The organism is Herbidospora galbida (genome assembly GCF_005233835.1).
Taxonomy (GTDB): Bacteria; Actinomycetota; Actinomycetes; order Streptosporangiales; family Streptosporangiaceae; genus Herbidospora; species Herbidospora galbida.
Genome location: NZ_SZQA01000067.1, coordinates 1 through 25,198, shown reverse-complemented (window position 1 = coordinate 25,198; position 25,198 = coordinate 1). Strand labels below are relative to the sequence as shown.

21 protein-coding genes are annotated in these 25,198 nt (G+C 72.3%); 11 read left to right on the top strand and 10 right to left on the bottom strand.

Translation table 11 applies throughout. From position 1 onward, the window contains the following. On the bottom strand, positions 1 to 1,008 hold a 1,008-nt coding region (locus FDA94_RS37095), incomplete at its 3' end, for an ABC transporter permease (protein ID WP_212735682.1). A gap of 52 nt (positions 1,009 to 1,060) precedes the next feature. After that, on the bottom strand, positions 1,061 to 1,522 hold the full coding sequence (locus FDA94_RS37090) for a nuclear transport factor 2 family protein (protein ID WP_137251705.1): 462 nt from the start codon (positions 1,520 to 1,522) through the stop codon (positions 1,061 to 1,063). A 66-nt stretch (positions 1,523 to 1,588) separates the two neighbouring features. Between FDA94_RS37090 and FDA94_RS37085 the strand changes: the two genes are divergently transcribed. Together FDA94_RS37085 and FDA94_RS39665 are read left to right on the top strand one after the other, a co-directional pair. Beyond that, positions 1,589 to 2,113 carry a SigE family RNA polymerase sigma factor gene (locus FDA94_RS37085; protein WP_137251704.1) on the top strand — a complete coding sequence of 175 codons (525 nt, stop codon included), beginning with the start codon at positions 1,589 to 1,591 and terminating at the stop codon, positions 2,111 to 2,113. Further along, a complete protein-coding gene (locus FDA94_RS39665) occupies positions 2,113 to 3,288 on the top strand; it encodes a TolB-like translocation protein (RefSeq protein ID WP_170991294.1) in 1,176 nt (391 codons plus the stop codon). The genes FDA94_RS37085 and FDA94_RS39665 overlap by 1 nt, the downstream gene beginning before the upstream one ends. On the opposite strand, the gene FDA94_RS37075 is transcribed toward FDA94_RS39665, so the two are convergent. The 3 genes from FDA94_RS37075 to FDA94_RS37065 all read right to left on the bottom strand — a co-directional run bounded on the left by FDA94_RS37075 (position 3,285) and on the right by FDA94_RS37065 (position 5,912). After that, a complete protein-coding gene (locus FDA94_RS37075; protein ID WP_137251703.1) occupies positions 3,285 to 3,737 on the bottom strand; it encodes a hypothetical protein in 453 nt (150 codons plus the stop codon). The two genes, FDA94_RS39665 and FDA94_RS37075, sit on opposite strands and share 4 nt — an antisense overlap. 66 nt (positions 3,738 to 3,803) lie before the next feature. Then, positions 3,804 to 5,336 (bottom strand): S1 family serine peptidase, encoded by a 1,533-nt coding sequence (locus FDA94_RS37070; RefSeq protein WP_137251702.1) that lies wholly within the window; start codon positions 5,334 to 5,336, stop codon positions 3,804 to 3,806. A 90-nt stretch (positions 5,337 to 5,426) separates the two neighbouring features. Continuing rightward, positions 5,427 to 5,912, bottom strand: a complete 486-nt coding sequence (locus FDA94_RS37065) for a MarR family winged helix-turn-helix transcriptional regulator (RefSeq protein WP_137251701.1) — start codon at positions 5,910 to 5,912, stop codon at positions 5,427 to 5,429. 119 nt (positions 5,913 to 6,031) lie between these two features. On the opposite strand from FDA94_RS37065, the gene FDA94_RS37060 reads away from it, so the two are divergent. Continuing rightward, positions 6,032 to 7,213, top strand: a complete 1,182-nt coding sequence (locus FDA94_RS37060; protein ID WP_137251700.1) for an FAD-dependent monooxygenase — start codon at positions 6,032 to 6,034, stop codon at positions 7,211 to 7,213. 9 nt (positions 7,214 to 7,222) lie between these two features. Here the strand turns inward: FDA94_RS37060 and FDA94_RS37055 are convergent, their stop codons facing one another. Further along, complete coding sequence (locus FDA94_RS37055; RefSeq protein ID WP_342778568.1) at positions 7,223 to 8,455, bottom strand: ROK family protein; 1,233 nt, start codon at positions 8,453 to 8,455, stop codon at positions 7,223 to 7,225. Between the two features lie 123 nt (positions 8,456 to 8,578). Between FDA94_RS37055 and FDA94_RS37050 the strand changes: the two genes are divergently transcribed. Genes FDA94_RS37050 through FDA94_RS37035 form a run of 4 tightly spaced genes read left to right on the top strand, consistent with a single transcriptional unit; the run spans position 8,579 to position 13,463 of the window. After that, the gene (locus FDA94_RS37050) at positions 8,579 to 10,225 is read left to right on the top strand and encodes a type 2 periplasmic-binding domain-containing protein (RefSeq protein ID WP_137251699.1); all 1,647 of its coding nucleotides are present in this window, start codon (positions 8,579 to 8,581) and stop codon (positions 10,223 to 10,225) included. Beyond that, positions 10,212 to 11,183 carry an ABC transporter permease gene (locus FDA94_RS37045; RefSeq protein ID WP_137251698.1) on the top strand — a complete coding sequence of 324 codons (972 nt, stop codon included), beginning with the start codon at positions 10,212 to 10,214 and terminating at the stop codon, positions 11,181 to 11,183. Before FDA94_RS37050 ends, FDA94_RS37045 begins: the two co-directional genes overlap by 14 nt. Then, positions 11,180 to 12,079 (top strand): carbohydrate ABC transporter permease, encoded by a 900-nt coding sequence (locus FDA94_RS37040; RefSeq protein ID WP_137251697.1) that lies wholly within the window; start codon positions 11,180 to 11,182, stop codon positions 12,077 to 12,079. The genes FDA94_RS37045 and FDA94_RS37040 overlap by 4 nt, the downstream gene beginning before the upstream one ends. A 34-nt stretch (positions 12,080 to 12,113) precedes the next feature. Further along, positions 12,114 to 13,463 (top strand): glucose/sorbosone family PQQ-dependent dehydrogenase, encoded by a 1,350-nt coding sequence (locus FDA94_RS37035; RefSeq protein WP_137251696.1) that lies wholly within the window; start codon positions 12,114 to 12,116, stop codon positions 13,461 to 13,463. Positions 13,464 to 13,478: 15 nt separating this feature from the next. Here FDA94_RS37035 and sthA read toward each other — a convergent pair whose 3' ends face one another. Then, complete coding sequence (sthA, locus tag FDA94_RS37030; RefSeq protein WP_137251695.1) at positions 13,479 to 14,882, bottom strand: Si-specific NAD(P)(+) transhydrogenase; 1,404 nt, start codon at positions 14,880 to 14,882, stop codon at positions 13,479 to 13,481. Positions 14,883 to 15,041: 159 nt separating this feature from the next. On the opposite strand from sthA, the gene FDA94_RS37025 reads away from it, so the two are divergent. The 4 genes from FDA94_RS37025 to FDA94_RS37010 all read left to right on the top strand — a co-directional run bounded on the left by FDA94_RS37025 (position 15,042) and on the right by FDA94_RS37010 (position 21,074). Then, positions 15,042 to 15,389 (top strand): peptidylprolyl isomerase, encoded by a 348-nt coding sequence (locus FDA94_RS37025; RefSeq protein ID WP_137251694.1) that lies wholly within the window; start codon positions 15,042 to 15,044, stop codon positions 15,387 to 15,389. A gap of 66 nt (positions 15,390 to 15,455) precedes the next feature. Next, entirely contained in the window at positions 15,456 to 17,483 is a 2,028-nt protein-coding gene (locus tag FDA94_RS37020; RefSeq protein WP_137251693.1) for a serine/threonine-protein kinase, read from the top strand. 6 nt (positions 17,484 to 17,489) lie between these two features. Beyond that, a complete protein-coding gene (locus tag FDA94_RS39660; protein WP_170991293.1) occupies positions 17,490 to 19,403 on the top strand; it encodes a protein kinase family protein in 1,914 nt (637 codons plus the stop codon). A 6-nt stretch (positions 19,404 to 19,409) separates the two neighbouring features. Then, positions 19,410 to 21,074 carry a serine/threonine protein kinase gene (locus FDA94_RS37010; RefSeq protein WP_137251692.1) on the top strand — a complete coding sequence of 555 codons (1,665 nt, stop codon included), beginning with the start codon at positions 19,410 to 19,412 and terminating at the stop codon, positions 21,072 to 21,074. 69 nt (positions 21,075 to 21,143) lie between these two features. Here the strand turns inward: FDA94_RS37010 and FDA94_RS37005 are convergent, their stop codons facing one another. The 3 genes from FDA94_RS37005 to FDA94_RS39655 all read right to left on the bottom strand — a co-directional run. Continuing rightward, entirely contained in the window at positions 21,144 to 21,383 is a 240-nt protein-coding gene (locus FDA94_RS37005; RefSeq protein WP_137251691.1) for a hypothetical protein, read from the bottom strand. A gap of 51 nt (positions 21,384 to 21,434) precedes the next feature. Then, complete coding sequence (locus FDA94_RS37000; RefSeq protein ID WP_137251690.1) at positions 21,435 to 24,701, bottom strand: hypothetical protein; 3,267 nt, start codon at positions 24,699 to 24,701, stop codon at positions 21,435 to 21,437. Between the two features lie 15 nt (positions 24,702 to 24,716). After that, positions 24,717 to 25,198, bottom strand: a 482-nt coding sequence (locus FDA94_RS39655; protein WP_170991292.1) for a hypothetical protein, incomplete at its 5' end; no start/stop codon positions are given.

The following is a 25,198-nucleotide window of genomic DNA, read 5'->3' as shown; positions in this document are numbered from 1 at the left end:
CGCCACGCTCCCCGCCAGCGCGGCGGCGACCGGGCCGAGCGCGGCGGCGGCCCTCTCCTGCCGGGGCGTCAGCCCGCTCGCCCGCAGCACCCGCAGGTCGGCCTGGGACGCCTCGACGACGCGGGCGGCGTAGAGGCCGATCGTCACGGCGGCCACGCCGAGGGCGGCCAGGGCGAAGGCCAGCACGGTGAGCGCCTGGTAGGAGGTGAGCCGGTCGTAGTGGCCGCCGGTCTCGCTCAGGTCGTCGACCTGGAGCGGCTGCCCCGTCAGGGCGGCCATCTGGGCGCGCAGGCGCGGCACCCCGGCCGCCCCGTCGGTGAGCCGGGCCAGCGCGATCGAGAAGCCCCGGCCCGACGCGCCCATGAGGTTGGCGCTGTACTTCCGGTAGAGCCCGGCGGACGGGAGCACCACCCCCGGGCCGTCGACCCCGTCGGAGAAGAACGGCGACCTGATGACGCCGACGATGCGCGCGGTGACGCGGGGGCCGTGGCCGCCGGCCGGGCCGCCGCCGGCGTTGGCCAAAAGGTCGGTCTCGTCGGGGGTGTTGAGCTTGATGGTCACCGTGTCGCCGACGCTCTTGCCGTAGAGCGTGGTGAAGCGGTGCTGGACGACGACCTCGTCGGCCCGCGCCGGGTCGGGCAGCCGGCCCGCCAGCAGCACCGGCCGTTCGAGGTCGCGCCACAGGGCGGCGTCGACGGGCGGGACGGACTGCCAGTTCAACGGCACGTCGTCGACGTAGATCGCGGCGATGGCGTAGGGGGCGACCGCCTCGACGCCGGGCAGGGCGCGCACGCGGTCCCAGTCGAGGCCGGGCTGCTGGTTGGAGATCAGCGCGTGGGCGGGCAGGGTCGCCGCGCGCAGCCGGTCGAGGGCGCTCTCGCCGCGCCGCGCGCCCGCCAGGGCGGCCGTCACCACGCCCACCCCCGCCGCGACCAGGAGCAGCAGGACGCACAGATCCCGTCGGCGACGGCGGGCCTCGACGCCGAACCAGGCGGTCAGTAATCCCACACCGCCGACTGTGCGCCTCCGGAGGGCCGCCGCGAAGGGTGCTGGCCCCCGGTTACAGCCCCAGGTCGCTCAGGCCGGGGTGGTCGTCGGGGCGGCGGCCGATGGGCCAGTGGTACTTCCGCTCCGACTCGGCGATCGGGAGGTCGTTGATGGAGGCGTGCCGGAACGCCATCAGGCCGTCGTCGGCGAACTCCCACTGCTCGTTGCCGTAGGAGCGGTACCACTGGCCGGAGTCGTCGTGGCTCTCGTACGCGAACCGCACCGCGATCCGGTTCCCGGTGAACGCCCACAGTTCCTTGATCAGGCGGTATTCCAGCTCGCGGCGCCACTTGCGGGTCAGGAACTCGACGATCGCGTCGCGGCCGGTGAGGAACTCGGCCCGGTTGCGCCAGTGGCTGTCGAGGGAGTAGCCGCGCGAGACCCTCTCGGGATCGCGGGTGTTCCAGGCGTCCTCCGCAAGGCGGACCCGTTCTAGCGCGCTTTCCCTGGTGAAGGGCGGGCCGGATGCTGTCATGGCGTCGGGCGTACCCAAGATCACCTCGCTTCCAACCGAAGGCCGTCCTGCGGCGTCCTTAAGGACGTGGATCGATATGAGGGTTTCCGGGAGTTCCTCCGTGCCAGGCAGATGGCGCTGATGCGGACGTCCTACCTGTTGTGCGGCGACGCCCACCAGGCCGAGGAGATGCTGCAGAGCGTGCTGGTCAAGGTGGCCGGGAACTGGCGCGGGATCGCCCGTGACAACCCCGAGGCGTACGTGCGCCGGGCGCTGGTCAACGAGCACATCTCGTGGTGGCGGCGGCAGCGGCGCAGCCTCGCGTTCACCGGGCCGCCGAGATCGGGCCGCGATCCCGGCGACGAGAGCGTCAGCCGGATCGTGCTCTGGCAGGCGCTGGCCCGGCTGACGCCCCGGCAGCGGGCCGTGCTGGTGCTGCGCTTCTACGAGGACCTCAGCGTCCAGGAGGCCGCCGACCTGCTCGGCTGCTCGGCCGGCACGGTCAAGAGCCAGACCAGCCACGCGCTCGGGCGGCTGCGCGCCCTCGCCCCGGAACTCGCCGATCTGCTGCACGACACCGACACCGACACCGCCCGTCAGGAGGCGAAGTGATGACCCGGCTCCACGACGAACTGGCGCGCATCGCCGAACACGCCCCCGACGTCGACCTGGCCGACCGCGTGCTGCGCGGGGCGCGGCGCAGGCGGACGCGATTCGCCTCGGCCGCCATGGCCCTGGCCGTCACGGTCGTCGTGGCGATCACTCTGACCGTGATCGGCACCGGGACGGACGCGGCGCCCATGACGGGCCGACCGGTCGCGTCCCCGGGCCCGGGGGAACTGCCCGTCAAGGGGGTGTCACCGGCCGCCTACGCCTATTACGACTGGTGCGGCAGGGAGATCACCTCCGGGACGGCCCGGCTGAGCGGGCGCGACTGCCTCCAGTGGCGGCTGGTCACCCGTTCGGGCGAGCGCTACCGGGTGCCCGAGGCGAAGAGCGCCCACGCCGGGCCGGCCGACAACGCCCAGACGCTCGTCGCCGCTCCGTTGGAGATCACCCCGGACGGCCGGAAGATCGCCTACTACAGCGAGAAGGACCAGCGGTTCGCGGTCCGCGATCTGGAGTCGGGCTCGATCCTGCTCGCACCGCCCCTCGTCCCGGCGGCCGACGTACGGAGGAACGCCGCGGAGATCGCGCTGTCGGCCGACGGGCGATACCTGGCCGTCAGCGTGCAGGACGGGCTCAACACGCTGGCCGACCTCGAGACCGGCGCGCTGACCGACCTCCCGGCGGGCTGGAAGGCGCAGAGCATCGGCGCCGGCGGCCGCCCGGTCGTCGTGGCCGACACCGGCCGGCTCGGGCTGTTCGACGACGGCGAGGTGGAGCCCTTCACCGGCCGGGCATGGCACACGCCCGGCGTGGCCGACCCCGACGAGACGACCATCGCCTACCTCACCCGCCCCTATCCGGAGAACGGCGGCTCCACCGACCCCACCGTCGTCGACGCCCAGATCGCCACCGTGGACGCCGTCACCGGCGAGGCCCTGACCAGCGTCCAAGTGCGGGACGTGCCCGAGAGCTTCTTCCCTCTGGGCATGGGGCCCTGGCTGAACGCCACCGAGGTCACGGTGTCCGGCAGGAAGCTGGACGCCCGCCCGGTTAAGGGCAAGGACAACGTCATCGGCTGGGACACCTTCGCCGTCGACGTGACCACGGGGAGGATGCGCAAGCTGGACACCTACTCCATCGAGGCCTGGGCCGGTGGGATCGTCCTGCCCGGTTACTAGTTGAACGGGTTGTCGTAGAAGGCGGAGCTGGTGTGATAGGTGCTGTTCGGCGGGTTGAACTTCACGCCGTCGACGATGAGCGTCACGTTGGCGACGGTCCCGCCGGGCGTCACCTCGCCCGAGACGAGGGACGCCGGGTTCGCGCACTGCGGGATCGTCACCGGCGTGCCGGGCGTGGCGGGCAGCGGGGTGCGCCAGGCTCCGTTGACGGAGGCGTACAGGGTGGGGCGGCTGTAGCTGGACTGCCAGCAGACCGCGATCGTGTAGCGGTATTTGGCGTTCCCGTCGTCGAACGCGATCGATCCGTAGGCGCCGGAGAGCTTGACGCCCTGGCCGTACACGTCGAGGTGCACCGGGAGGTCGGCCCCGTAGGCCGCCTGTGCCGGGGCGGCCGGCGTCGCGAGCACGGCCAGCAGCGCGATGACGAGAATGCGCGATAAACGACCCATGGGCCGAATATCCGTACGAACGAGGCCCCCGTCAATGGGGAATCCACACCTTAATACAAGGCGTGGTCACGGGGTCAGCGCGCAGCCCTTGCGCGACAGGTCCAGCCGCGATCCCTTGGTCAGGCAGGCTCCGATCAGGTAGACCTGCTGGCCGTAGGAACGGCCCTTCACGGCGGTCACGGTCCCGCCCGGGCCCACCTCGCAGGGGTTGTCGTCGGTGCACCGGCCACCCGCCTCGTTGTGGGTGTTGTGGATCCCCACGATCGTGGTCCCGTCGGGGGCCAGCAGGGCGGAGCCGGAGGTGCCGTGGGCGGGCGCGCAGTCCTTGCCCGCGGCGTAGCGGATCGCGTCGTCCTGCTGGTAGGCGCCCTCGCGCAGGTGCTCGACCACGGCCTCGGCGGTGCACTTCATGCGGCGGGTGGGGTAGGCCAGGGCCAGCCGGTCGCCCGCGCGCACGGGGGCGGTGGTGAGCCGGAAGACCTTCGCGCCCTTGGCCGCCAGTTGCGCGTAGGTCCTGTTCAGGCGGTAGAGGGCGATGTCGGTGCCGGTCATGGTGGCGTACACCAGCCGGTTGGCGCGGGCGGTGACCTTGGGGTAGCCCTGACGGTCGGCGATCGGCACGACACGGTCGGCGGGCCGGTCGACCAGCGCCTTTCCGGGCGCGGGCCGCTCGCCCTGCACGCAGTGGCCGTTGGTCAGCAGCAGCGCCGGGTCCTGCGGGCGGGACGCGGCGGTGCGGATCACGGAGCCCACGCAGTCGCCCAGGTTCACGGCGCCCTCCACGTCCGGGATCCGGTCGTCCGGCGGCACCTTCCGGCCCGAGATGATGCCGTTGATCCAGGCGGCGTGCCGGGTGGCGTCGGTGTAGAGCGTCGGGGCCCTGTCGCCGCCGGGGCCGCTGACCACCCCGGCCACCGCCCACCGTCCGCCCTCGCGGACCAGCACGGGCCCGCCCGAGTCCATGTTGCTCGCGGCGATCTTGCCGTCACGGCTGCCGACGCACAGCTCCCCTGCCTTCGCGGCCGACGGGCAGGCCGAGAGCGGCTGCACCACGGTGTCGGCCTCCCGCAGCTTCGTCGGAAAGCACGTCAGGTCGGCGATGTCGTCGCAGGTCATGCCCCAGCCGACGATCCGGACGGGCGTGCCGGGCCGCGGCGTGGCCGAGGCGATGCGCACCGGCTTGGCCCGGACGGGGGTCCGCAGGTGCAGCAGCGCGAGGTCCCGGCCCCAGATGCCTCCTTCTTCCTGGAAGTTCGACAGCCGGTAGTAGTGGTCGACCTCCGCGACCTCGCCTCCGGAGGTGGTGTCGAGCGACCCGACCCGGACCTTCCAGCCGCGCGGGACGCCCACCTTCGCGACGGTCGGGTTCTTGCCGGCGCAGTGGCTCGCGGTCAGCACCCACTGCGGCGCGAGGACCTCCACCCCGCAGCCGTGCTTGTCCGGGCGCGGCGGGGCGGGATAGGAGGGCTGGAAGGAGCCCATGAACGAGTAGGCCCTGGTCGACGCGTGGCCGCCGACGACGGCCTGCGCCGGGGAGACGGCCATCAGGAACGGCGCCAGCACGAGCGCGGCGCCGAGCAGGAGGGATCGTTTTCGCATACGCCCACCCTGGACACCGGAGGTATCCGGCCCACCGCACGACCGTGTCGGCGACCGCTCGGCCGTGTATCGGTTCGGCCGCTCCGGGGCTCACTCGTCGTCGAGGGCCGCCAGCCGGGTGGTCAGATCGTTGGCGAAGCGTTCGAGCAGGCGGCCGAAGGTCCGGCGGTCGTCGGCGGACCAGTCGGCCAGGGCGGTGGCGAACCAGCCGAGCAGCGTCCGCACGTACTTCTCGGCCGCCTCGGCGCCGAGTGGGGTGAGTTCGATCAGCCGGGCGCGCTGGTCGTGCGGATCGGCGACCCGGCGGGCGAGGCCACGCCGCTCCAGTTCGTGCACCTGGCGGGTCACGTGAGGGCCGACGACCTGCATGCGCTTGGCGACCTCGCCGACCCGCAGCGGCTGGTCGGACGTGTAGAGGATGACCAGAACCGACATGCCTGGACGTTCCACCGTGATCCCGGCGCTCTCCATGGCACGTTCGATCAGGCCGCTGCGCTGCAGCACGGTGCCGAGCTGGGTCAGACGGGGCAGCACCTCCAGCAGGTCGAGGTCGCCGTCGCCGGGGGTGTCAGTCATCACACTCCATTAGATACCTAACTTAGGTATATTCCTATCCGAGGCGGCCCCAGGTTAGCGGGTCGATGTACCTCTTAAAAAGATACCTAAGTTAGGTATCCATGATGAAGGAGGAGCACATGGGCAAGGTGCTGATCTCGGGGGCGAGCATCGCCGGTCCCGCGCTGGCCTACTGGCTGAACCGGTACGGCTTCGAGGTCACGGTCGTGGAGAAGGCGTCCGCGCTACGCGGTGGCGGCTACCCCATCGACATCCGGGGCGCCGCGCTGGAGGTCGTCCGGCGGATGGGGATCCACCCCGCTCTGCAAGAGGCCCACGTCGACTCGCGGAGGATCAGCTTCCTCGATCCGGACGGCGGCCTGATCACCGCCGTCGACCACGCGATCTTCACCGGCGGGGTCGAGGGCCGGGATCTGGAGGTGCCCCGGGGCGACCTCACCGAGGTCCTGTACGGAGCCGTCCGCGACGACGTCGAGTTCCTCTTCGGCGACAGCGTCGCCACCCTGGACGACCGGGCCGACGGCGTCGAGGTGACCTTCCGCGGCGGGGCCCGGCGCGTGTTCGACGTGGTGGTCGGGGCCGACGGGCTGCACTCGCACACCAGAGGGCTCGTCTTCGGTCCCGAGGAGCGGTTCCACCACTACCTCGGCTACTGCTTCGCCGGATTCACCGTGCCCAACCACCTCGGGCTCTCGCACGAGGGGGTCGTCTGGAACGTCCCGGGCCGGGGGGCCGCCCTCTACGCCGTCGGCGACGGCGGCACGGTGCACGGGTTCCTCAACTTCAGCCTGGACGAACCGCCCTTCCACGCCTTCCGGGACCCGGAGGCCCAGCGCGACCTGGTCGCGTCGGTCTTCGCCGGCGACGGGTGGGAGATCCCTCGCCTGGTGGCGGCCATGCGTACCGCCGACGACCTGTTCTTCGACGTCGTCAGCCAGATCAGGATGCCCCGCTGGTCGTCGGGCCGGGTGGTCCTCGTCGGCGACGCCGCCTCCGCGCCCTCGTTCCTGACCGGGCAGGGCACCAGCCTCGCGCTCGTCGGCGCCTACCTGCTGGCGGGGGAACTCGCGACCGGCCCCGACCACGTGGCCGCGTTCGAGGCCTACGAACTGCGGACGCGAGGCTTCGTCGAGATGAACCAGGCGCTCGTCTCGGCCGGGGACGCCGCCCTCTTCCCGAGGACCGCCGAAGCGCTGGCCCGGCGCGACGAGATGTTGCGCGGCCTGACCGCCCTGCCCTCGCACGGACGGCCCGAACACTCGGCGATCGTGCTCGGCGACTTCGCCGCCGCGGGCGGCTGAGGCCGCCCTCTAAGCGGGCGCGGGCAGCCGACCCGAGTCGACCGAGTCGAGGACGCGGGCCGCCGCGCCCAGTGCGGCGGCGCCGTAGCCCAGGCCCGAGACGACCAGCCGGCAGCCGCCTCCCCCGGGGGCGAGGGCGCGGCCGAGCATCTCCTGTTCGGCCCGCGCCAGGATCCACGGGGCGAGCTTCACGTAGTAGCCGCCCAGGACGACGACCTCGGGGTTCAGCAGGTTCGCGACGATGCCGACGCCCCGGCCGAGGTTGCCGGCGAGGGTGTCGAGCAGGTCGAGCACGACGGGGTCGCCCGCCTCGGCGCGCTGCACCACCTCGTCGATCTCGGGCTCCAGTTCCGCCGGGGACACGCCGCCCGGGACCGTGCGGTCGAGCAGCGCGCCCAGCCCGGCCACCACCTCCAGGCAGCCGCGCCGCCCGCAGTGGCACGGCGGGCCGCCGGGCACGATCTCGATGTGCCCGATCTCGCCGCTGAACCCGGCGCCCCCGCGCCGCAGCCGCCCGTCGAGCACGATCCCGGCGCCGACCCCGATCTCGCCGGTCAGGTAGACCAGGTCGCGTACGCCGCCATGAGGCCCGAACCGCAACTCCGCCAGCGCGCCCAGGTTCGCGTCGTTGTCGACCAGGACGGGGAACCCGGGGTCGCGCAGCGCCTTGGCCAGGTCGCCCGCCAGGTCGACGTCGCGCCAGCCCATGTTGGGCGCGAGGCGCACCGAACCGCCCAGGTCGACGAGGCCGGGGACCGCGACGGTGAGGCCGAGCACCTGGCGGGCCTCCTTGGTCATGCGGGTCACCACGCGGCGGGCCACGCCCGCGATCCCGGCGACCGCCTGGCCCGAGGAGGCCGAGCCGCCGGGGAAGGCGCGCCGCCACGACAGCAGCGCCTCGCCCTTGAGGTCGACCGCGACGGCCGTCAGGTAGTCGACGTTCACCTCGATGCCGACCGCGGCGTACGGGGAGCCGTCGAGCACGAGCATCGTGGCCGGGCGGCCCACGCGGTTCTCGGTCAGCCCCGTCTCACGCAGCAGCCGCCGGTCGATCAGGTCGGCCACCAGGCTGGACACCGTCGCCTTGTTGAGGCCGGTCGAGGCGGCGATGTCGGCGCGCGAGCAGGGCGCGTTCTCGCGGACGAACCGCAGCACGACGGCCAGGTTGGTGGCCCGCACGTCGGTGAAGTCGGCCGGCTGGGGGCCGGTGCCCGGAGCGCTTCCCTGAGTATTGGTGATCAATTGAGCCCCGTTCCGTGTCGGCCTCATCATGCCGCATAGGCGGCGCCACTTGTGGTGCCCTGCCTTCTGGACTAGTTTGTTTGGTCGTTAGACGAACTAACTCTACCAGGAAGGGGGCGCTCTGTGAGAACCACCACGAGACGGGGATTCCTCGGTCTCGCCGGGCTGACCGTGCTCGCCGCCTGCTCCGCCCCGCCGGGTCCGAAACCCGGCGCCAAGGCCACCGCCGCCGCGATGGACAAACTCGCCGCGCTGGTGCCCAAGTACGTGCCCCGCACGGTGCTGACCCCCGACCTCCCGGGCTCGGTCCCCGGCTTCGGACGCGACGGATACCTGTCCTATCCGCCGAGCGAGAAGCTGGTCGACCTGGTCACCGCCGTGCCGGGCAAGGGCGGCAGCTACAAGGCGATGGTGCCGACCTGGAGCCCGCTGCCGTCGCCGCTCGGCCAGAACTCCTACTACGACGCCGTGAACAAGGACCTCGGGGCGACGATCGAGTTCAACTACCTCGACGGCCTGACCATCAACGACAAGCTGCCGACCCTGCTGGCCGGCGGCGACGTCGTCGACGTCACCACCCTGCCGGGCTGGGCCCTCACCGCCGTGCCCGACTACGCGCGCGCGGTCGACGGCCTGTTCGAGGACCTCACCCCCTACCTGGCGGGCGACGTCGCGGCGAAGTATCCGGGCCTGTCGGCGATCCCGACCCTGGCCTGGCAGTACTCCGTCTTCGGCGGGAAGCTCAAGGCGGTGCCCGCCTGGCCGACCCCGCAGTTCGGCTGGGTGCTCTTCCACCGCAAGGACCTGTGGGACAAGCTCGGCCAGGGCGCCCCGAAGAACGCCGACGACCTGCTCGCGATGGGCAAGGCCGTCACCGACGCGTCCAAGGACCGCTGGGCGTTCAGCGACATCTTCCCGATGATGGAGGAGATCTTCCGGGCGCCCAGGAAGTGGCGCAAGGAGAGCGGCGCCCTCGTCCACCGCTACGAGACCCCCGAGTACGCCGCCGCCGTCGAGTGGATGCGCAAGGCCGTGGACGCCGGGCTGGTGCACCCCAACGTCCTGTCGGCCAAGTCGGCGGCCGACGACAAGGAGCTGTTCAAGTCGGGCCAGATCCTGGTGAAGAACGACGGCTTCTCGTTCTGGGCCGAGACGCTCATCCAGGTCGGCAAGGAGAACCCCGACTTCTGGATGGAGCCGCTGCCCGTGTTCGGCGCCGACGGTGGCAAGCCCGAATACCGGATGAACCAGGACCCGTCGTACACGTTCATCAAGAAGGGCACCCCGAAGGAGAAGGTCGAGGAGCTGCTCGCGATCTTCGACTACCTCTCGGCGCCGTTCGGCAGCCGCGAGCAGCTGCTGTTCAACAACGGCGTCGAGGGCGTCCACTTCACCCGCGACGACAAGGGCGCCCCGCAGGTCACCGAGCTCGGGCCCAAGGAGATCGTGGGCAGCTACGTGTGGCTCGGCGGCCGGGTCGACCCCATCTTCGAGTCGCAGGCCCATCCCGACTACGTGCGGACCGCCACGACCTGGTGGAACACGGCCGCGACCGTCCGGCACCAGGACCCGTTCGACGGCATCCGCGTCGAGGAGCCCGGCGACTTCACCGCGGCCGCGAAACCGTTCGAGGACAAGGTCGTCGACATCATCCGGGGCCGCCGCGAGGTGAGCACGCTCCAGCAGGCCATCACCGAGTGGAAGGCGGGCGGCGGCGACGCGGGCCGCGAGTTCTACATGAAGGTCCTCACCGAGAATGGCCGTGCTTAGAAAGTCTCCGCCGGCGGATGCCCTGACCTCATCCGCCGGCACGGGACGGCCGCCGTTACCGGCCCGGCTGCGGCGCGACTGGCAACTGCTGGCCATGACGATCCCGGCCGTCGGGCTGCTGGTCGTGTTCCACTACGTCCCGACGCTCGGCAACGTCATCGCCTTCCAGGACTACTCCCCCTACGACGGCATCACCGGCAGCCCGTGGGTCGGCCTCTACAACTTCCAGTGGCTGCTGTCGGACCCCGAGTTCTGGACCGCGCTGCGCAACACCGTCACGATCACGGCCTTCCAGCTCGTGTTCTACTTCCCGATCCCGATCATGCTGGCCATCCTGCTCGACAGCGTGCTGTCGAGGCGGCTGCGGCTGTTCATCCAGGGCATCGTCTACATGCCGCACTTCTTCTCGTGGGTGCTGGTCGTGGCGCTGTTCCAGCAGATCCTCGGCGGCGCGGGCCTGCTCGCCCAGACCCTCCGCCAGGCCGGGCACGAGCCGTGGAACGTCATGACCGACCCCGACGCGTTCATCGTGCTGGTCACCGCGCAGTCGGTCTGGAAGGACGCGGGCTGGGGCACGATCATCTTCCTGGCCGCCCTCGCCGCCATCAACACGAATCTGTACGAGGCCGCGGCGGTCGACGGGGCCTCCCGGTGGCGCCGCCTGTGGCACATCACGCTGCCCGGTCTGCGGCCGGTCATCCTGCTGCTGCTGATCCTGCGGCTGGGCGACGCGCTGAACGTCGGCTTCGAGCAGTTCTTCCTCCAGCGCGACGCCGTCGGGGCGGAGGCGGCGGAGGTGCTCGACACGTTCGTCTACTGGCGCACCCTCATGACCGGCGCGTGGAGCTACGGCGCGGCGGCCGGGCTGTTCAAGGGCCTGGTCGGGCTCATCCTCATCGTGGTGGCCAACAAGGTCGCCCACCGGTTCGGCGAGCAGGGGATCTACAAGCGATCATGAGTACCCGTCCCGTCTGGCAGGAACGGCCGACCGTCTTCGGGCTGACGCTGAAGACCGTCGTGCTGACGCTGATCGTGCTCGCCATGGTCTATCCGCTCTACGTCGTGGTGCTGACCAGCCTGTCGACCGCCGCCACGGTCACCGAGGCGGGCGGGCTGGTGACGCTGCCGGGCGAGCTGTCGCTCGACGCCTACCGGGAGCTGTTCGGCGGGGGCGTGGTGACGCGCGCGGTGCTGGTCTCGACCGGGGTGACGGTCGTCGGGACGGCGCTGAGCCTGGGGCTCACGATCTTCGCGGCGTACGGGCTGTCGCGGCCCGGGTCGGTGCTGCATCGGCCGCTGCTGTTCCTGTTCCTGCTGACGTTCCTGTTCACGCCCGGCATGATCCCCAGCTATCTGATCGTGCGCGAGCTCGGGCTGATCGACAGCTACTGGTCGCTGATCCTGCCCACCGCCGTGTCGGCGTTCAACCTGGTCGTCATGCGGGCGTTCTTCATGAGCATCCCGGGTGAGGTGCTCGACAGCGCCCGGATCGACGGGGCCTCCGACTTCCGGATCCTGTGGCGGATCGTGCTGCCGATGTCGAAGGGCGTGACCGCCGTCATCGGGCTGTTCTACGCGGTCGGCTACTGGAACGCCTTCTTCAACGCCGTCCTCTACATCAACGACAACTCGAAGTGGCCCCTGCAGCTGATCCTGCGGCAGTACGTGCAGCAGGGCATGAACCTGGTGCCGAACCAGCGGGCCGTCGACACGGCCGCCGGGTACGCCCTGCCGCCGAACCTGGCGATCAAGATGGCCATCATCGTGGTGGCGCTGGTGCCGGTCTTGCTGATCTATCCGTTCGTCCAGCGGCACTTCACGAAGGGCGTGATCATCGGCGCGGTCAAGGGGTAGTCTTCGCCGGCCTTTTGTGCTCCCATCTAGCCGCATGAAGGTCATCTCATCGGCGGCCGCGGCCTGTCTGCTCGCGCTGGTCTCCGCGTGCGCCCCCGCCGAGGTGCCGACAGCGCCCGAGGTCCTGGTGATCGCCACGGGGCTCGACGACCCGTACGAGATCGTGTGGGGGCCCGACGACCACCTCTGGGTGACCGAGAAGTCCGGCGGGCGCGTCACCCGCGTCGACCCGGCGAACGGGAAGAAGACCGTGGCGCTCACGGTCGGGGGAGCGCTGCACACCACGGGCGGCCAGGACGGCGTGCTCGGCCTGGCCCTCCATCCCGACCTGCTGCGCGGCCAGGGCCGCGACTGGGTCTACCTCGCCCACACCTACGCCGGGGAGGGCAACCAGACGAAGATCGTCCGGTATACCTACGACTCCGCCCGGCAGGCCCTGACCAGCCCGGTCGACGTCCTCACCGGCCTGGTCTCCAGCGTCGACCACCAGTCGGGCAAGCTGCGGTTCGGTCCCGACGGCGCGCTCTACTACACGATCGGCGACCAGGGGGCCAACCAGTTCGGCCTCTACTGCGAGACCATCGAGGCGCAGACGCTCCCGACCGCGGCGCAGGTGAAGGCCCGCGACTGGAGCGCCTACCAGGGCAAGGTCCTGCGCCTGAACCTCGACGGCTCGATCCCGGGCGACAACCCGGAGTTCGGCGGCGTCCGCAGCCACGTCTACGCGGTGGGCTTCCGCAACGCCCAGGGGCTGACCTTCACCTCTTCGGGTCTTCTGTACGGCACCGACCAGGGCCCCAAGACCGACGACGAGGTCAACCTCGTGCGGGCCGGAAAGAACTACGGCTGGCCGCACGTGGCCGGCCACCGCGACGACAAGGCCTACGTCTACGCCCGATGGGCCGAGGCCGAGAACGGCTGCGAGGCTGAAAGGTTCAACGACTACGACATTCCCGCGACCGTTCCGTACGCGGAGGAGACCGACTGGGACGACCCGGATTTCAGGCCGCCGCTCGTCACCTTCGAGACGGTCGACGACGACTTCGACTTCCGCGCCGACGCCGACTGCGACCCCTCGACGATGTTCGTCTGCTGGCCGACGCTGGCCCTGTCGAGCCTGGAGCCCGGCCCCGCAGGGACGCTCCTGGCGACCTCCCTCAAGGACGGCGCCGTCTACCGCGTCCCGCTCGCCTCCGGCGGCGAGAAGGCCGGCCCCGCCGAGAGGATCGCCGACACCGTCAACCGCTACCGCGACACCGCCCTCGATCCGGCCGGCGACACCCTCTACATCGCCACCGACAGCGGGGGCCTCACCCGGGACGCCGACGGCAAGCCCACCCGGGCGCTGGAGAACCCCGGGGCGATCCTCGCCTACGAGCTTTGATCGCCCCGGGCCCGTCTACAGCGTGAAGCGCTGGACCCGCCGCAGTTTGTTCATCGCGTCGAGGGCCGCGACCTTGTAGCTCTCGGACAGGGTCGGGTAGTTGAAGACGGCGTCGACCAGGTAGTCGATGGTGCCGCCGCAGCCCATGACGGCCTGGCCGATGTGCACGAGCTCGGTCGCCTGGGTGCCGAAGACGTGCACGCCCAGGAGCTTGCGGTCTTCGGGTGAGACCAGGAGCTTGAGCATGCCGTGGGTGTCGCCGATGATCTGGCCCCGGGCCAGTTCGCGGTAGCGCGACAGGCCCGTCTCGAACGGGACGTGGGCGTCGGTGAGCTCGTCTTCGGTCGCGCCGACGAAGCTGATCTCGGGGATGGTGTAGATGCCGATCGGCTGCAGCCGGCTCAGGTCGGAGACCGGCTCGTCGCACGCGTGGTAGGCGGCCAGGCGGCCCTGCTCCATCGACGTGGCGGCCAGCGCCGGGAAGCCGATGACGTCGCCGACGGCGTAGATGTGCGGCACGTTGGTGCGGTAGTGCTCGTCGACCGTGATGCGGCCCCTGGAGTCAGCCTCCAGGCCCGCCGTGTGGAGGGCGAGCGACTCGGTCATGCCCTGGCGGCCCGCCGAGTACATGACCGTGGCGGCGGGGATCTTCTTGCCGCTCTCGAGGATGGTCAGCGCGCCGCGTTCGTGGCGCTCCACGGCGGCGACGGTCTCGCCGAACCGGAAGGTGACGGCCAGGTCGCGCAGGTGGTATTTGAGCGCCTCGATGATCTCCAGGTCGCAGAACTCCAGCATCCGGTCGCGGCGCTCGACCACGGTGACCTTGGTGCCGAGGGCGGCGAACATGGAGGCGTACTCGATGCCGATGACGCCGGCGCCGACCACGACCATCGAGTCGGGCACGCGGTCGAGGTCGAGGATGCCGTCGGAGTCGACGATGGTCGACCCGTCGAACTCGACGCTGTCGGGCCGGGCCGGGCGGGTGCCCGTGGCGATGATGATCTTGTCGGCGGTGACCTTGGTCTCGCGGCCCAGGTCGTCGACCACCGCGACGGTGTGGGGGTCGAGGAACTGGCCCGAGCCGGTCAGCACGGTCACGTGGTTGCGGGAGAGCTGGTTGCGGACCACCTCGACCTCGCGGCCCACGACGTGCTGGGTGCGCGCCGTCAGGTCGTGGATGCCGATCTCTTCCTTGACGCGGTAGTTGCGGCCGTACATCTCGCGCTGGCTGAGTCCGGTCAGGTAGAGCACGGCCTCGCGCATGGTCTTGGAGGGGATCGTGCCGGTGTTGATGCACACCCCGCCGATCATGTTGCGCCGCTCGACGATCGCTACGCGGCGCTCCAGCTTGGCGGCCGCGATGGCGGCCTTCTGCCCACCCGGCCCGGATCCCAGGACGAGAACATCAAAGTCGCTCACACCTAGCAGTGTGGTCGCTGCGACCAGCGACGAGAAGACCTTGACCGGCTTCACCGGACAATTGGCCGACTTGTGCGGTCACGGCAACGTAGAGGCCACTAGACCGGTGCAATCCGGAGACAAGCAGACATCAAGCGGGCTCCGCCAGGATCTGGCCCCATGTGGAAGGACACCCCTCAGTACCTCGGCGAACTGCTCATCTGGGAGATCGAGGACTACCTCATCGCCCAGTCCCAACGCCCCGAGCGGGCCAAGGTCGCCTTCATCCGGCTGGCCGACGCCTGGGGCGCCGCCTCGATCGCGGCCGAACTCGACAACGGCGGCAGCTTCTACTCGGCGGCCAAGCGGGCCGACGCCCTGGGCATGACCCTGCCGGGCGACATGTTCGGTACGGTGACCCGCGAGCAGATGCCGCACGTCTTCACGGCGGTGCCCGGCACGACGTTCCCGCCGATGCCCGACGGGGACGGGTGGGTCATTGTCCGGTTGGTCGCTTTCGAATCCTGATATTTCGGGATTCGACAGTAGGCTGGTCGCCATAATGATCCACCGACGCGTAATCGGAGGATCCACTTGGCAGTGCCACAGCCGCTCCGCGATCCCCGCCGGCTCGGCGGCCACACCCTCGTCGCCGCGTACCCGCCGGGTGATCGGTCCGCCTCCTTCGAGACGGGCGACGGCGCCCTGCTGACGCTGTTCCACACCCGCCTGCCCGACCCCGACGCGTTCCTCGAACGGATCGACGAACTCCAGCGCGCCGGCGGCTACCCGTGGCTCTCGCTCCTGGACGCCGGCACCTCCGGCGGCGAGCCCTACGTGGTCGTCGAGAAGGTCGACGGCACTCACTTACAGAAGGCCCTGTCCGAGCGGGACGCCCAGCGCCTGGCCATCGCCTCGATGACCGGCCTCGCCGGGTTGCACCGCGACGGCGTGGCCCACGGATCCTTCACCCCGTGGTCGGTCGTGCTGACCGGCGCGGGCCCGCGACTGGCCCTGCTCGACCTGGACGCACTGGTGACAGGGGGGCCCGGCACGACCGCCGTCTCGGACGCCCCTTCCCCGGCACCCGAGACCGGAGCTCCCGACGACCCCGACGCCACCGCGCGGGTCGCAGAGAAGGTCGCCACCTGGTCCACGGCGGAGCCCGACGCGGCCGACGAGACGCGGCCGATCGGGTCGCTCGCCTACCTGCCGCCCGAGGCCTTACGCCCCGAGGGGTACGCGCCCGCGCCGCCCGGTGACCTGTTCGCGTGGGCGGCCGTCATGGTGTTCGCCGTGACCGGGCGGCACGCCTTCGAGCGCGACTCCCCCTCGGCCACCATGAACGCCGTCCTGCACGACGACCCCGACCTCGACGGTGTCCCCGAGGGCCTCGCGGGGGTCGTCGCGGCCTGCCTGGCGAAGGACCCAGGGCAGCGGCCGACCGCGCGGGAGGCGCTCGAACGGCTCATCGGCGAGGCGCAGCTCACCGTCGACCGGGCCACCCTCGACGTGGTGAACCGGTCGGGCGCCACCCTGCCGACGGCCGAACCGGAGGAGCCCGAGACCGAGCCCGCCGTCCCGGCTCCCCCGCCCCGCCGGGGCCCGCGCGTCGGCGCGCTCCTCGCCGCCGCCGTCGCGATCGTGCTGGTCGCGGGCCTGGGGGGCTACCTGCTGGGCGGCAACCGGACGGTCGCGGCGACCACCCCGGCCGGCGCCGACGGCACCCCGTCGACCTCGGTCAGCACGCTGGCCGCCGCCGACGAACCGGCTCCGCCGCCCCCGGCCGTCGGCGACGTCACCGCCCCCGGCCCCGCCATCACGCTGAAGGAGAACCCGGCCGACCCCGCCCGGCTCACCGGCTATCGCAGGGGGGCCGACACCTGGGTCCGCACCGAGGGCGACACCTTCACCCGGCTGCCGGGCAAGGACGTCGAACCGGCCCGCTCCCCCGGCGGGAAGTGGCTCGCCGCGGTCGGCCCGGAGACCATCACCTTCACCGGCGCGGGCGAGCCGTTCACGGTCACGCCCGGGGTGACCTACACGCGGCCGACCTGGTCGCGCGACGGCGCGAAGCTGATGCTCACGACGACCTCCGGCGAGGAGGGCCGCCCGGCCGGGTTCGTCGTCGTCGACGTCGCCACCCGGGCGGTCGCCACCGTCGACACCGACGACGAGACGACCGGCGGCGAAGGGCACTTCGCCTGGCTGCCCGACGGTTCGGGGGTCGTGGTCGGCTACCGGACCGAGACCGGGCACGGGGTCAGGTTCCGCGACCTGACCGGCGACCTGACCAAGGCCTACCACTGGGTGGGCGAGACCTACGGGCGGCGGATGTTCTCGCCGTCCGGGAAGACCTTCGTGACGTTCTGCCCGAGCGGCGGCACCTACTGCGTCTGGGACACCACGACCGGGGTGCGGCAGGCCTCGATCGCGCTGTTCTACCCCGACGGCCTGCTCTACGGCTGGTACGACGACGCCCACCTGATCGTCGCCGACCCGCGCGGGGACCCGCACCGGATCGTCGCCATGGACCTGCGCGGACGGCCGCAGCGGGTGCTGGCCGAGATCCCGCCCGAGGACGACACGACCGACCTGCTCCTCTACTACACGGGGAACTGAACCCTGATGCCTCCCGTCGAGCCGCTCACCCCTCAGGACCCGGCCTCGCTCGGCCCCTATCCCCTGGCCGGCCGGCTGGGCGGGGACGTCTATCTGGCCACCGCCCCCGGCGGCGGACAGGTGGCCGCGCGCAGGCTGGCCCGGCCGCTCGACGCCCCCGGACGCGAGGCGCTGGCCCGCGTCTGGGAGGCCGCGGCCGTCGGCACGCCGCACATCCTGGACACCGGGCGCGACTACATCGTGTCCGAGTACGTGCCGGGGCCGAGCCTGGCCGAAGAGGTCGCCGACCGGGGCGCCCTGGCCGGCCCCGCGCTGCACCGGCTCGCCGTCGCCACGGCGACCGCCGTGGCCTCCCTCCACCGGGCCGGGCTCACCCACGACGGCATCGCGCCCGAGCGGGTGCTGCTCGGGCCCGACGGGCCCCGGCTGATCGGGGCCGAACGGCCGGTCACGCCCGCCTGGCGGGCCCCGGAGTCGCAGGAGCTCTGGCAGGACCCCGACGAGCCGCCGAGCGCCGCCGCCGACGTGTTCGCCTGGGCGGCGGTGATCGCGTTCGCCGCGACCGGGCGTCCGCCGTTCGGGGAGAACCCGACGCGGGTCTCGTACGGGGCGGCGGATCTCGGGCCGCTCTCCGGGGCGCTGCGCGACCTCGTCGCCGACTGTCTCGCGGACGAGCCCGAGGGCCGGCCGGGAGCCGAGGAGACGCTGCTCCGGCTGCTCGGCCACGCGGGGGCCCTCGACACGGTGCTGCCCCCGTCGGCGCCCCAGGTGGTCGTGGCGCCCAAGATGGGCGTGAGCCGTACCTCCCCCGAGAAGAGAGGGAAGGGCGGCGCGGTCGCCCTCGCGGCGGGCGGGCTGGCGCTGGCGCTGGTGTCCGGCGCGGGAGGGTACCTGCTCGCGCCCGCTCCGGCCTCGCAGGCGCGGAAGGCGGCGACGACCCCCACGTATACGCCGCGCCCGGCCGCGTTCCCCACCCCCGGGCCCTCGCCGCTGGCGCTCACCGGCGGGGTGCTGAACGAGAGGCCCGGCGATCCGCTGCGGCTGGCCTCCTACCGGGCCAGCGTCTCGGCCGACGCGACGGCGGCGTTCGCGCGCAGTCGCGACGGCGCGGGCTTCGACCGGACCGGCGGCGACAACCACGTCTCGGTCGTCTCGCCCGACGGGCGCTGGACGGCGACGATCGACGAGCTGTTCGTGGCCGCCAAGGAGCGGCTCGACGTCGAGTTCACCGACCGGGGCAGCGGCCGGCGGTTCACCGTGCCGACCATCTCCGCCCCGCTCAGCGCGCACCATCCGACCTGGTCACCCGACGGGACCCGGCTGATGCTGTCGCTGTGGATCACCGAGGGCACGGAGACCGACATCGCGCCCTTCGGGTTCGTCGTCGTCGACCCGGCCACCCGCGCGGCGACCGTCGTGGAGACCGCCAACGACGCCGACCGGGAGGCGTTCCTGGCCGCCGACCCCGAGGTGCGGCTCGGCGCGCTGCCCGCCTTCCGGTGGACGCCCGAAGGCCGGGAGGTCGCCACGGCCTACCTGACCCCCGAGGGCCGGTTCGGGGTGCGGTTCCACGACCTCGCCGGACGCGCCCTGCGCAGCTTCCACTGGGTGGGGCTCCCGGCGGGAACGGCCTGGTTCTCCCCCGACGGCCGGTCGTTCGTGACGACCCAGTGCGAGAAACGGCACGTCTTCTGCGTCTGGGACACCGCCACCGGCGCGCGGCGGGGCGGCGTGCCCTCGGCGCGGGGCGACGGCATGCTCGGCTGGTTCGACGCGACCCACCTGCTCTTCTCCCGGGAGAAGAAGGGCGAGTACCGCGCCGACGTGATCGACTTCTCCGGCGAGACCACCCGGACCCTGGTCGAGCTCGACCTGCCCGGCGACGACCCCCTCGTGCAGCTGTTCTTCCTGCGGAGCTGACCCTCCGTGGAGGGCACCCGGCTGGGCGGCTACACCATCCTGCGGACCCTGGGGGCCGGCGGGCAGGGGACCGTCTACCTGGCCGCCGCGCCCGACGGCGGGCAGGTGGCGGTGAAGGTGCTGCACGCGATGCCGGAGGACGGCGCGGCCGAGCGGTTCCTGCGCGAGGCCGAGGTGCTGCCGGAGGTGGCCTCGTTCTGCGCGGCGCAGGTGCTCGGGTTCGGGGTCGCCGACGGGGTGCCCTACATCGCCAGCGAGTACGTCGAAGGCCCGACGCTCCAGGCCCTGGTCAGGGAGCGCGGACCGTTGGGCGGGGGGTCGCTGCGGTCGGTGGCGGTCGGGACGATCACGGCGCTGTCGGCGATCCACCGGGCCGGGGTGGTGCACCTCGACTTCAAGCCGGCGAACGTGATCGTCGGCCGCGACGGCCCCCGGGTGATCGACTTCGGCGTCGCGCGGGCGGTGGACGCCGAGACGACCGGCACCGGAGCGGTCGGGACTCCCACCTACATGGCGCCGGAGCAGCTCGGGGAGTCGCCGCCCGGCCCGGCGGCCGACGTGTTCGCGTGGGCGGCCACGGTGGTGTTCGCGGCGTCCGGGAGACCGCCGTTCGGGGCCGATTCGGTGCCCGCGGTGCTGAACCGGCTGCTGCGCGGAGAGCCCGACCTCGGGCCGCTCACCGGGGACCTGCGCGAGGTGGTCGCGGCCTGCCTGGTCAAGGACCCGCTCGCCCGGCCCGCCTCTTCTGACGTGCTGTTACGGCTGCTCGGACGGGTTCCGGCGGCCTCCCGCCGGGTCGGTCGGCGGGTCCTGGTCGCGGGGGCGGCGCTGGCCGTGGCGGCCGCCGCCCTGGGGGTGGCGGTGTGGGCGTCGCGGCCCGAGCCGCCCCGGTTGACGGGTCCGCCTTCCTCGGCGTTCACCTCGCTGCGGGTGCCCGAGTTGCCGGGGTCGGTCTACGAGCACCCGTCCGACCCGGTGCGGCTGACGTCGTTCAGCGTCAGTACGTCCATCATGAGCATCCGGTCGTATGTGCGGTCGCGTGACTCCTTCGTGCCGATCGAACGGCAACGGCATCCGGTCGTGTCGCCGGACGGGTCGACCCTGGCGGAGATCAACTGGGCGCCGCTGCGGGCGGCCGACGGGAACGTGGTGACCTTCACGCGGGACGGGGAGACCTTCACCGTGCCGACGGTGGAGCCGCCGCTGGCGGTGGACTCTCCGGTCTGGTCCCGGGACGGCGGGCGGGTGCTGCTGACGGTGTCGTCGGAGGCGGGCCGGACGGGCTTCGTGCTGGTGGACGTCGCCGCGCGGCGCTCGGCCTACGTGCCCGTCGCGTCGCCGGAGACGGACTTCGGGTTCGCGCCGGGCGGGGCGGTGACGTCGGGCGGGGTCGTGTACGGGCCTGACGGGGCCCGGTCGCGGACCTACGACGGGATGGACAGCCTGGTCTTCTCGCCCTCCGGGCGGAGGTATGCCGGGGCCTGCGCGTCCGGGATCTGCGGACCCAGGCCGCTGCGATCGTCCGGCGAGGTGATCGGGTGGTTCAACGAGGACACGCTGATCGTGCGCGACGGGCGCGAGGTGCTCGCGGTGGACGCGGCCAGCGGGGCCACGAGACGGACCCTCGCGGACCTCGGCTCCGACGGAGAGGTCTTGATCCACTACTCGTGATGGATGCCGATGCCCGGTCCCGAGCGATCGCCCGGTGGTTCGGGTGATCGCTCGGGGTTTCGGGTGCGGTTACGCCATCACGCGGTCGACGATCTCCGACGCGCCCATCGAGCGGGCGCAGTGGGCGCCGCAGAACCATTTGCGGTCGGCCTCCACGCCGTGGCCGATGATCCGGCAGCCGCAGTGTTCGCAGATCGGCGCCATTCTGGTGATCGCGCACTCGAAGCTGTCGAACGTGTGGACGGCGCCCTGGGCGTGGATTTCGAACGTCATGTCGTAGTCGTTTCCGCATACTTCGCAAGCGGCCATGATTCCCCCCGGATAGGTCGTTACCGCTTACCTACCCAGGGGGAACCCGGCTCACAGCGTCGCGAGCAGACCCTTCGCCATCTCCTTGGCCCCGGCGGCGGCCTCCGGCAGCGGCATGAGCACCGCACCGGTGTTGTTGATCTCGGTCCCGGCCGGGCGGTCGGCGCCGCCGAACAGGACCGTCACGACGTACTTGTCCTGCATGACCTTGACCTCGTACGCACCGCTGTAGGCCGTTTCGGTCTGCTGCCTGATCGCCTGGCCGTAGTTGTCGGTGCCCAGACCCGGGATCTTCTGGATCTTGCTCCACTGGATCCCGCCGATCTTCGAACCGGCCGTCCCCCGGCTCTTGCCGCGCTCGTCGACCAGGTAGAACCGGGCCATCTCGGCGTTCGGGAACTCCCGGATGCCGATCCGCAGGTTCCGCCAGCGGACCTTGCCGCCCTCGACCGGCATGGCGTCGTTCCACCACTGACACTCGGTCAGCTTCGCCTTGCCCTCCGTGAGCGACTGCGCCAGGCCCCCGGTCTGCGGGACCAGCTTCGCGGCCGTCGGGTTCATCGCCACACAGTTCGGCGGCAGCGCGATCTTGACCGGCGACGGGCTGGCCGTCGGGGTGGGGCTCGGCCGGGCCTTGCCGGCGAACGGCAGCGGCTTCTTGGCGTACCAGGCCTCGGCCGACTGGGCGAGCTGGGTCAGCAGGGCCTTGACCTCCCGGATCGCGTTCTCCTCGGTGATCGACTGCTTGGTGTCGTTGGTGAGGACGTCGGCTTCCTTGTGCTGCTGGCTGGCCTCGTACTTGACGTCGAAGGTGATGTTGCCGACCCGGCCCATGCCGGTGCCGAAGGCGTAGCGGTAGTCGTCCTCCCGCGTCCACTGGTACTGGGCGACCGCCGCCTGGCCGATGCCGGTGAACACCTCCGGCTTGGAGTAGTAGCGCTCCTCGTTGGAGACCGAGGCGGTGTAGTCGTACTGGCGCTTCTCGCCGTCGAACTGGATCGAGGCGGCCTTGTCGGCGGTGGTGTCGCCGATCGCCTCGTAGCGGGCGACGTTGACGGTGATCTGCCGCTGGCGGTTGAACTCGCCGAACGAGATGTTGCGGTTGGTCCACTCGCAGGTCCACCTGACGTAGCTGACCAGGTTCCCGTCGCGCTCGTCGGACATCCGCATGTCGATCTTGGCGGCCGGGACCAGCCGCTCGGTCTGCTCCGGGTCGAGCATCGCGCAGACGTCGAAGTCGGTGCCCTTCGGATCGTCGCCCGCCGCCGGAGGAGCCGCGCCCGACGCCTCGGGAGAGGCCCCCGCCTTCGGCGGCGGCGCCGTCTGCGGCGTGTCCTCGCCACCCGTCGTCTGGAAGAAGACGAACGTGCCGCCCGCCACGACCAGGACCACCACGGCCGCGATCAGCGGCCAGAGCCACTTGTTCCTGGTCGGCGGCCCGGGAGGCTGCGCCCAGCCCGGCTGGGTGGTGCCCTGCCACGGACCGGAGTTCGGCTGCTGCCAGCCGCTCTGCGCCTGCCACGGGTCGCCGCCCCCGCTCGGGGCGCCGTTGGCCTGCGGCTGGAACAGCACCGCCGTGCCCTCCGGCCCCTCCTGGTTCTGGGGTGCCTGCGGGTTCCATGGGCCCTGCGGAGGCTGGTTCGCGTCCCCCGGCCCGCGCCACCGCTCACTGCCCCGGGGGACGTGGCCATGCGGGCCCGGGGGCTCCTGCGGAGGCCAGGCGGTGCCTTCGGACGGGGTGGACCAGGCCGAACCCGGCGCGGTCAGACCGGAGGACTCCTGCCGGGACTCGGGCGCCGGGGATTCGGTGCCCGGCCACTTGGCGGTGGGCGACGCCTCCGCCCCCGGCCAGGGGGCGTCACTCTTGGACTCGGCCCCAGGCCACTGCGGACCTGTCGAGGACTCCGCGCCCGGCCACGGGGAACCGCTCTGAGGCTCCGCCCCCGGACGCTGCGGACCTGACGGGGACTCGACACCGGGCCACTGGGGACCGCTCTGAGGCTCCCCTCCCGGACGCTGCGGACCCGAAGGCGACTCGACGCCAGGCCACTGCGGACCGGTCGAGGACTCCGCACCGGGCCACTGCGGACCGACCGACGACTCCACACCAGGCCACTGGAGACCGCTCTGGGACTCCGCAACCGGCCGCTGCGGACCCGACGGCGACTCCACACCGGGCCACTGCGGGCCGGTCGAGGACTCCGCACCGGGCCACTGCGGGGCCGGGCCGCCGAAGGCGGGCGGCTGGGGGGTCGGCGAGGGGCGGCGTGGGTCGGCGGGCGGTTCCGGCATGCCGGGCCAGTCCGGTCCCCCCGAGGGCCACGGCTGGGGCGGGGGCGCCGGGGGCTGCGAGGGGCGGTGGGAGCCGAAGGCGTCGAAGCCCTGACCGGGGGCGGTGCCCTGGTTCGGGGCCTGGCCGGAGCGGCGGCCGGAACCGGCGCCGTCGCCGATCGGGGAGACGCCGTTGGCGCCCGGCGCGTGCCGGTCGGAGGGGCCGTTGGGCACCGGGCCACCGCCGCGTCCGGGGGCGTCCGGGCGGCTGAAGTCGCGGAAATCGGACCGGCCCTCGGGAGGGCCCTCCGGGACGGGCGCGCCGAACATCGCGGGCGGGCGGAGCTGGCCGGGCGGGGTCTCCGGGGTCTGCGGCGCGCGGGGCTGGCTGGCCGGGGTGTCGAACCAGCCCGGCCGGTCAGACGGCGGGGACGACGGGGTGGCCGACTGCCTGGTGGACGACTTCGGGATCCGCCGCGGCAACTCGGAGGCGCTCTCACGTAACCGCGTGGTCGCCGGGTCGATGCCCGTGGGATCGCCGTCCTGCGGCCGAGCGGGCGGCTCGCCCACCTTGGGCCCGTCCGCCACTTCCCCGTCGCCGGGGCGCTTGGGCGTGTCCCCGGCGTCCAGGCGCTTGGTCGCGTCGGCGCTCGGGACGGGCTCCGCAGACGGTGCCGGTTTGTCCAGGTCGCGGAGCATCGCCCCGAACGGGTCGGACTCGTCCGGGCCGGCGTCATCCGACGCCGCAGGGGTCTCCTCCGCCGGCGGTTCCGGGTCGGCGGCCTCGTTGCGCCACGAGGCGACCCTCGTCGGGTCGCCGATCATCGGTACGCCCGATTCGCCCGTGCGGCGGACGAACGGCAGGCTCGTGCCGGTCGTCTTGGGGATCTCGCCCGTGGCCGGGTCGTCCTCGTCGTAGGCGTGGGGGCGCGAATCCCGTACCGGAGCACCGAAGGCCTCGCCCGGCGGGTCCGCGGGGGGCGTGTCCTCCGGGGGCGGGGGAACCGCACGCAGGTGGTTCCGGGGCTTCTGGGGGTCTTCGGGCATGGGGGGACTCCTTGGTCAGCCGATTCCGGCCGCGACCAGCTGGGCGGCCTGGCGGGCGCGCTCCCTGGTGTCGTCGCCGGGCGACTTGTAGGTGACCTGGGCGGACAGGTTGCTTCTCCGGAACCAGACGGTGGCGCCGCCGTCGGCGGGCGCCACGTAGGCCTCGTCGGCGACGCCGGTGAGGTTCTCGGCGCCGTCGGGGCGGGCGGGGGCGGCTCCGGTGGTCAGGCGGTAGCCCACGACCACCTCGGTGCCGCCGGAGCGGTTGATCCAGCGGCAGCCGCCGTCCGGCGTGGGTTCGGCGTTGGCCTGGGTGCCGAGCAGGCGGGTGATCTGCGTGGTGGTCAGCGACGCGCAGGCGTCGGGGGCCGCGGTGAAGCGGGCCGGTACGTCGGCCGGCCCGGCCGCGAACTGGGAGGCGGCCCAGCCGGCGCCGACGCCGAGGGCGATCGTGAGGGCGGCGCCGATCGCCCAGCGGCCGGCCCGGCTCGAGCGCG

What these genes read in the sequence shown, in the direction of transcription:
- FDA94_RS37000 (WP_137251690.1), bottom strand. Translation starts at nt 24,701, where the DNA reads ATGCCCGAAGACCCCCAGAAGCCCCGGAACCACCTGCGTGCGGTTCCC.
- FDA94_RS37090 (WP_137251705.1), bottom strand. Translation starts at nt 1,522, where the DNA reads ATGACAGCATCCGGCCCGCCCTTCACCAGGGAAAGCGCGCTAGAACGG.
- FDA94_RS37035 (WP_137251696.1), top strand. Translation starts at nt 12,114, where the DNA reads ATGAAGGTCATCTCATCGGCGGCCGCGGCCTGTCTGCTCGCGCTGGTC.
- FDA94_RS39665 (WP_170991294.1), top strand. Translation starts at nt 2,113, where the DNA reads ATGACCCGGCTCCACGACGAACTGGCGCGCATCGCCGAACACGCCCCC.
- FDA94_RS37060 (WP_137251700.1), top strand. Translation starts at nt 6,032, where the DNA reads ATGGGCAAGGTGCTGATCTCGGGGGCGAGCATCGCCGGTCCCGCGCTG.
- FDA94_RS37005 (WP_137251691.1), bottom strand. Translation starts at nt 21,383, where the DNA reads ATGGCCGCTTGCGAAGTATGCGGAAACGACTACGACATGACGTTCGAA.
- FDA94_RS37040 (WP_137251697.1), top strand. Translation starts at nt 11,180, where the DNA reads ATGAGTACCCGTCCCGTCTGGCAGGAACGGCCGACCGTCTTCGGGCTG.
- FDA94_RS37045 (WP_137251698.1), top strand. Translation starts at nt 10,212, where the DNA reads ATGGCCGTGCTTAGAAAGTCTCCGCCGGCGGATGCCCTGACCTCATCC.
- FDA94_RS39660 (WP_170991293.1), top strand. Translation starts at nt 17,490, where the DNA reads ATGCCTCCCGTCGAGCCGCTCACCCCTCAGGACCCGGCCTCGCTCGGC.
- FDA94_RS37070 (WP_137251702.1), bottom strand. Translation starts at nt 5,336, where the DNA reads ATGCGAAAACGATCCCTCCTGCTCGGCGCCGCGCTCGTGCTGGCGCCG.
- FDA94_RS37065 (WP_137251701.1), bottom strand. Translation starts at nt 5,912, where the DNA reads ATGACTGACACCCCCGGCGACGGCGACCTCGACCTGCTGGAGGTGCTG.
- FDA94_RS37025 (WP_137251694.1), top strand. Translation starts at nt 15,042, where the DNA reads ATGTGGAAGGACACCCCTCAGTACCTCGGCGAACTGCTCATCTGGGAG.
- FDA94_RS37075 (WP_137251703.1), bottom strand. Translation starts at nt 3,737, where the DNA reads ATGGGTCGTTTATCGCGCATTCTCGTCATCGCGCTGCTGGCCGTGCTC.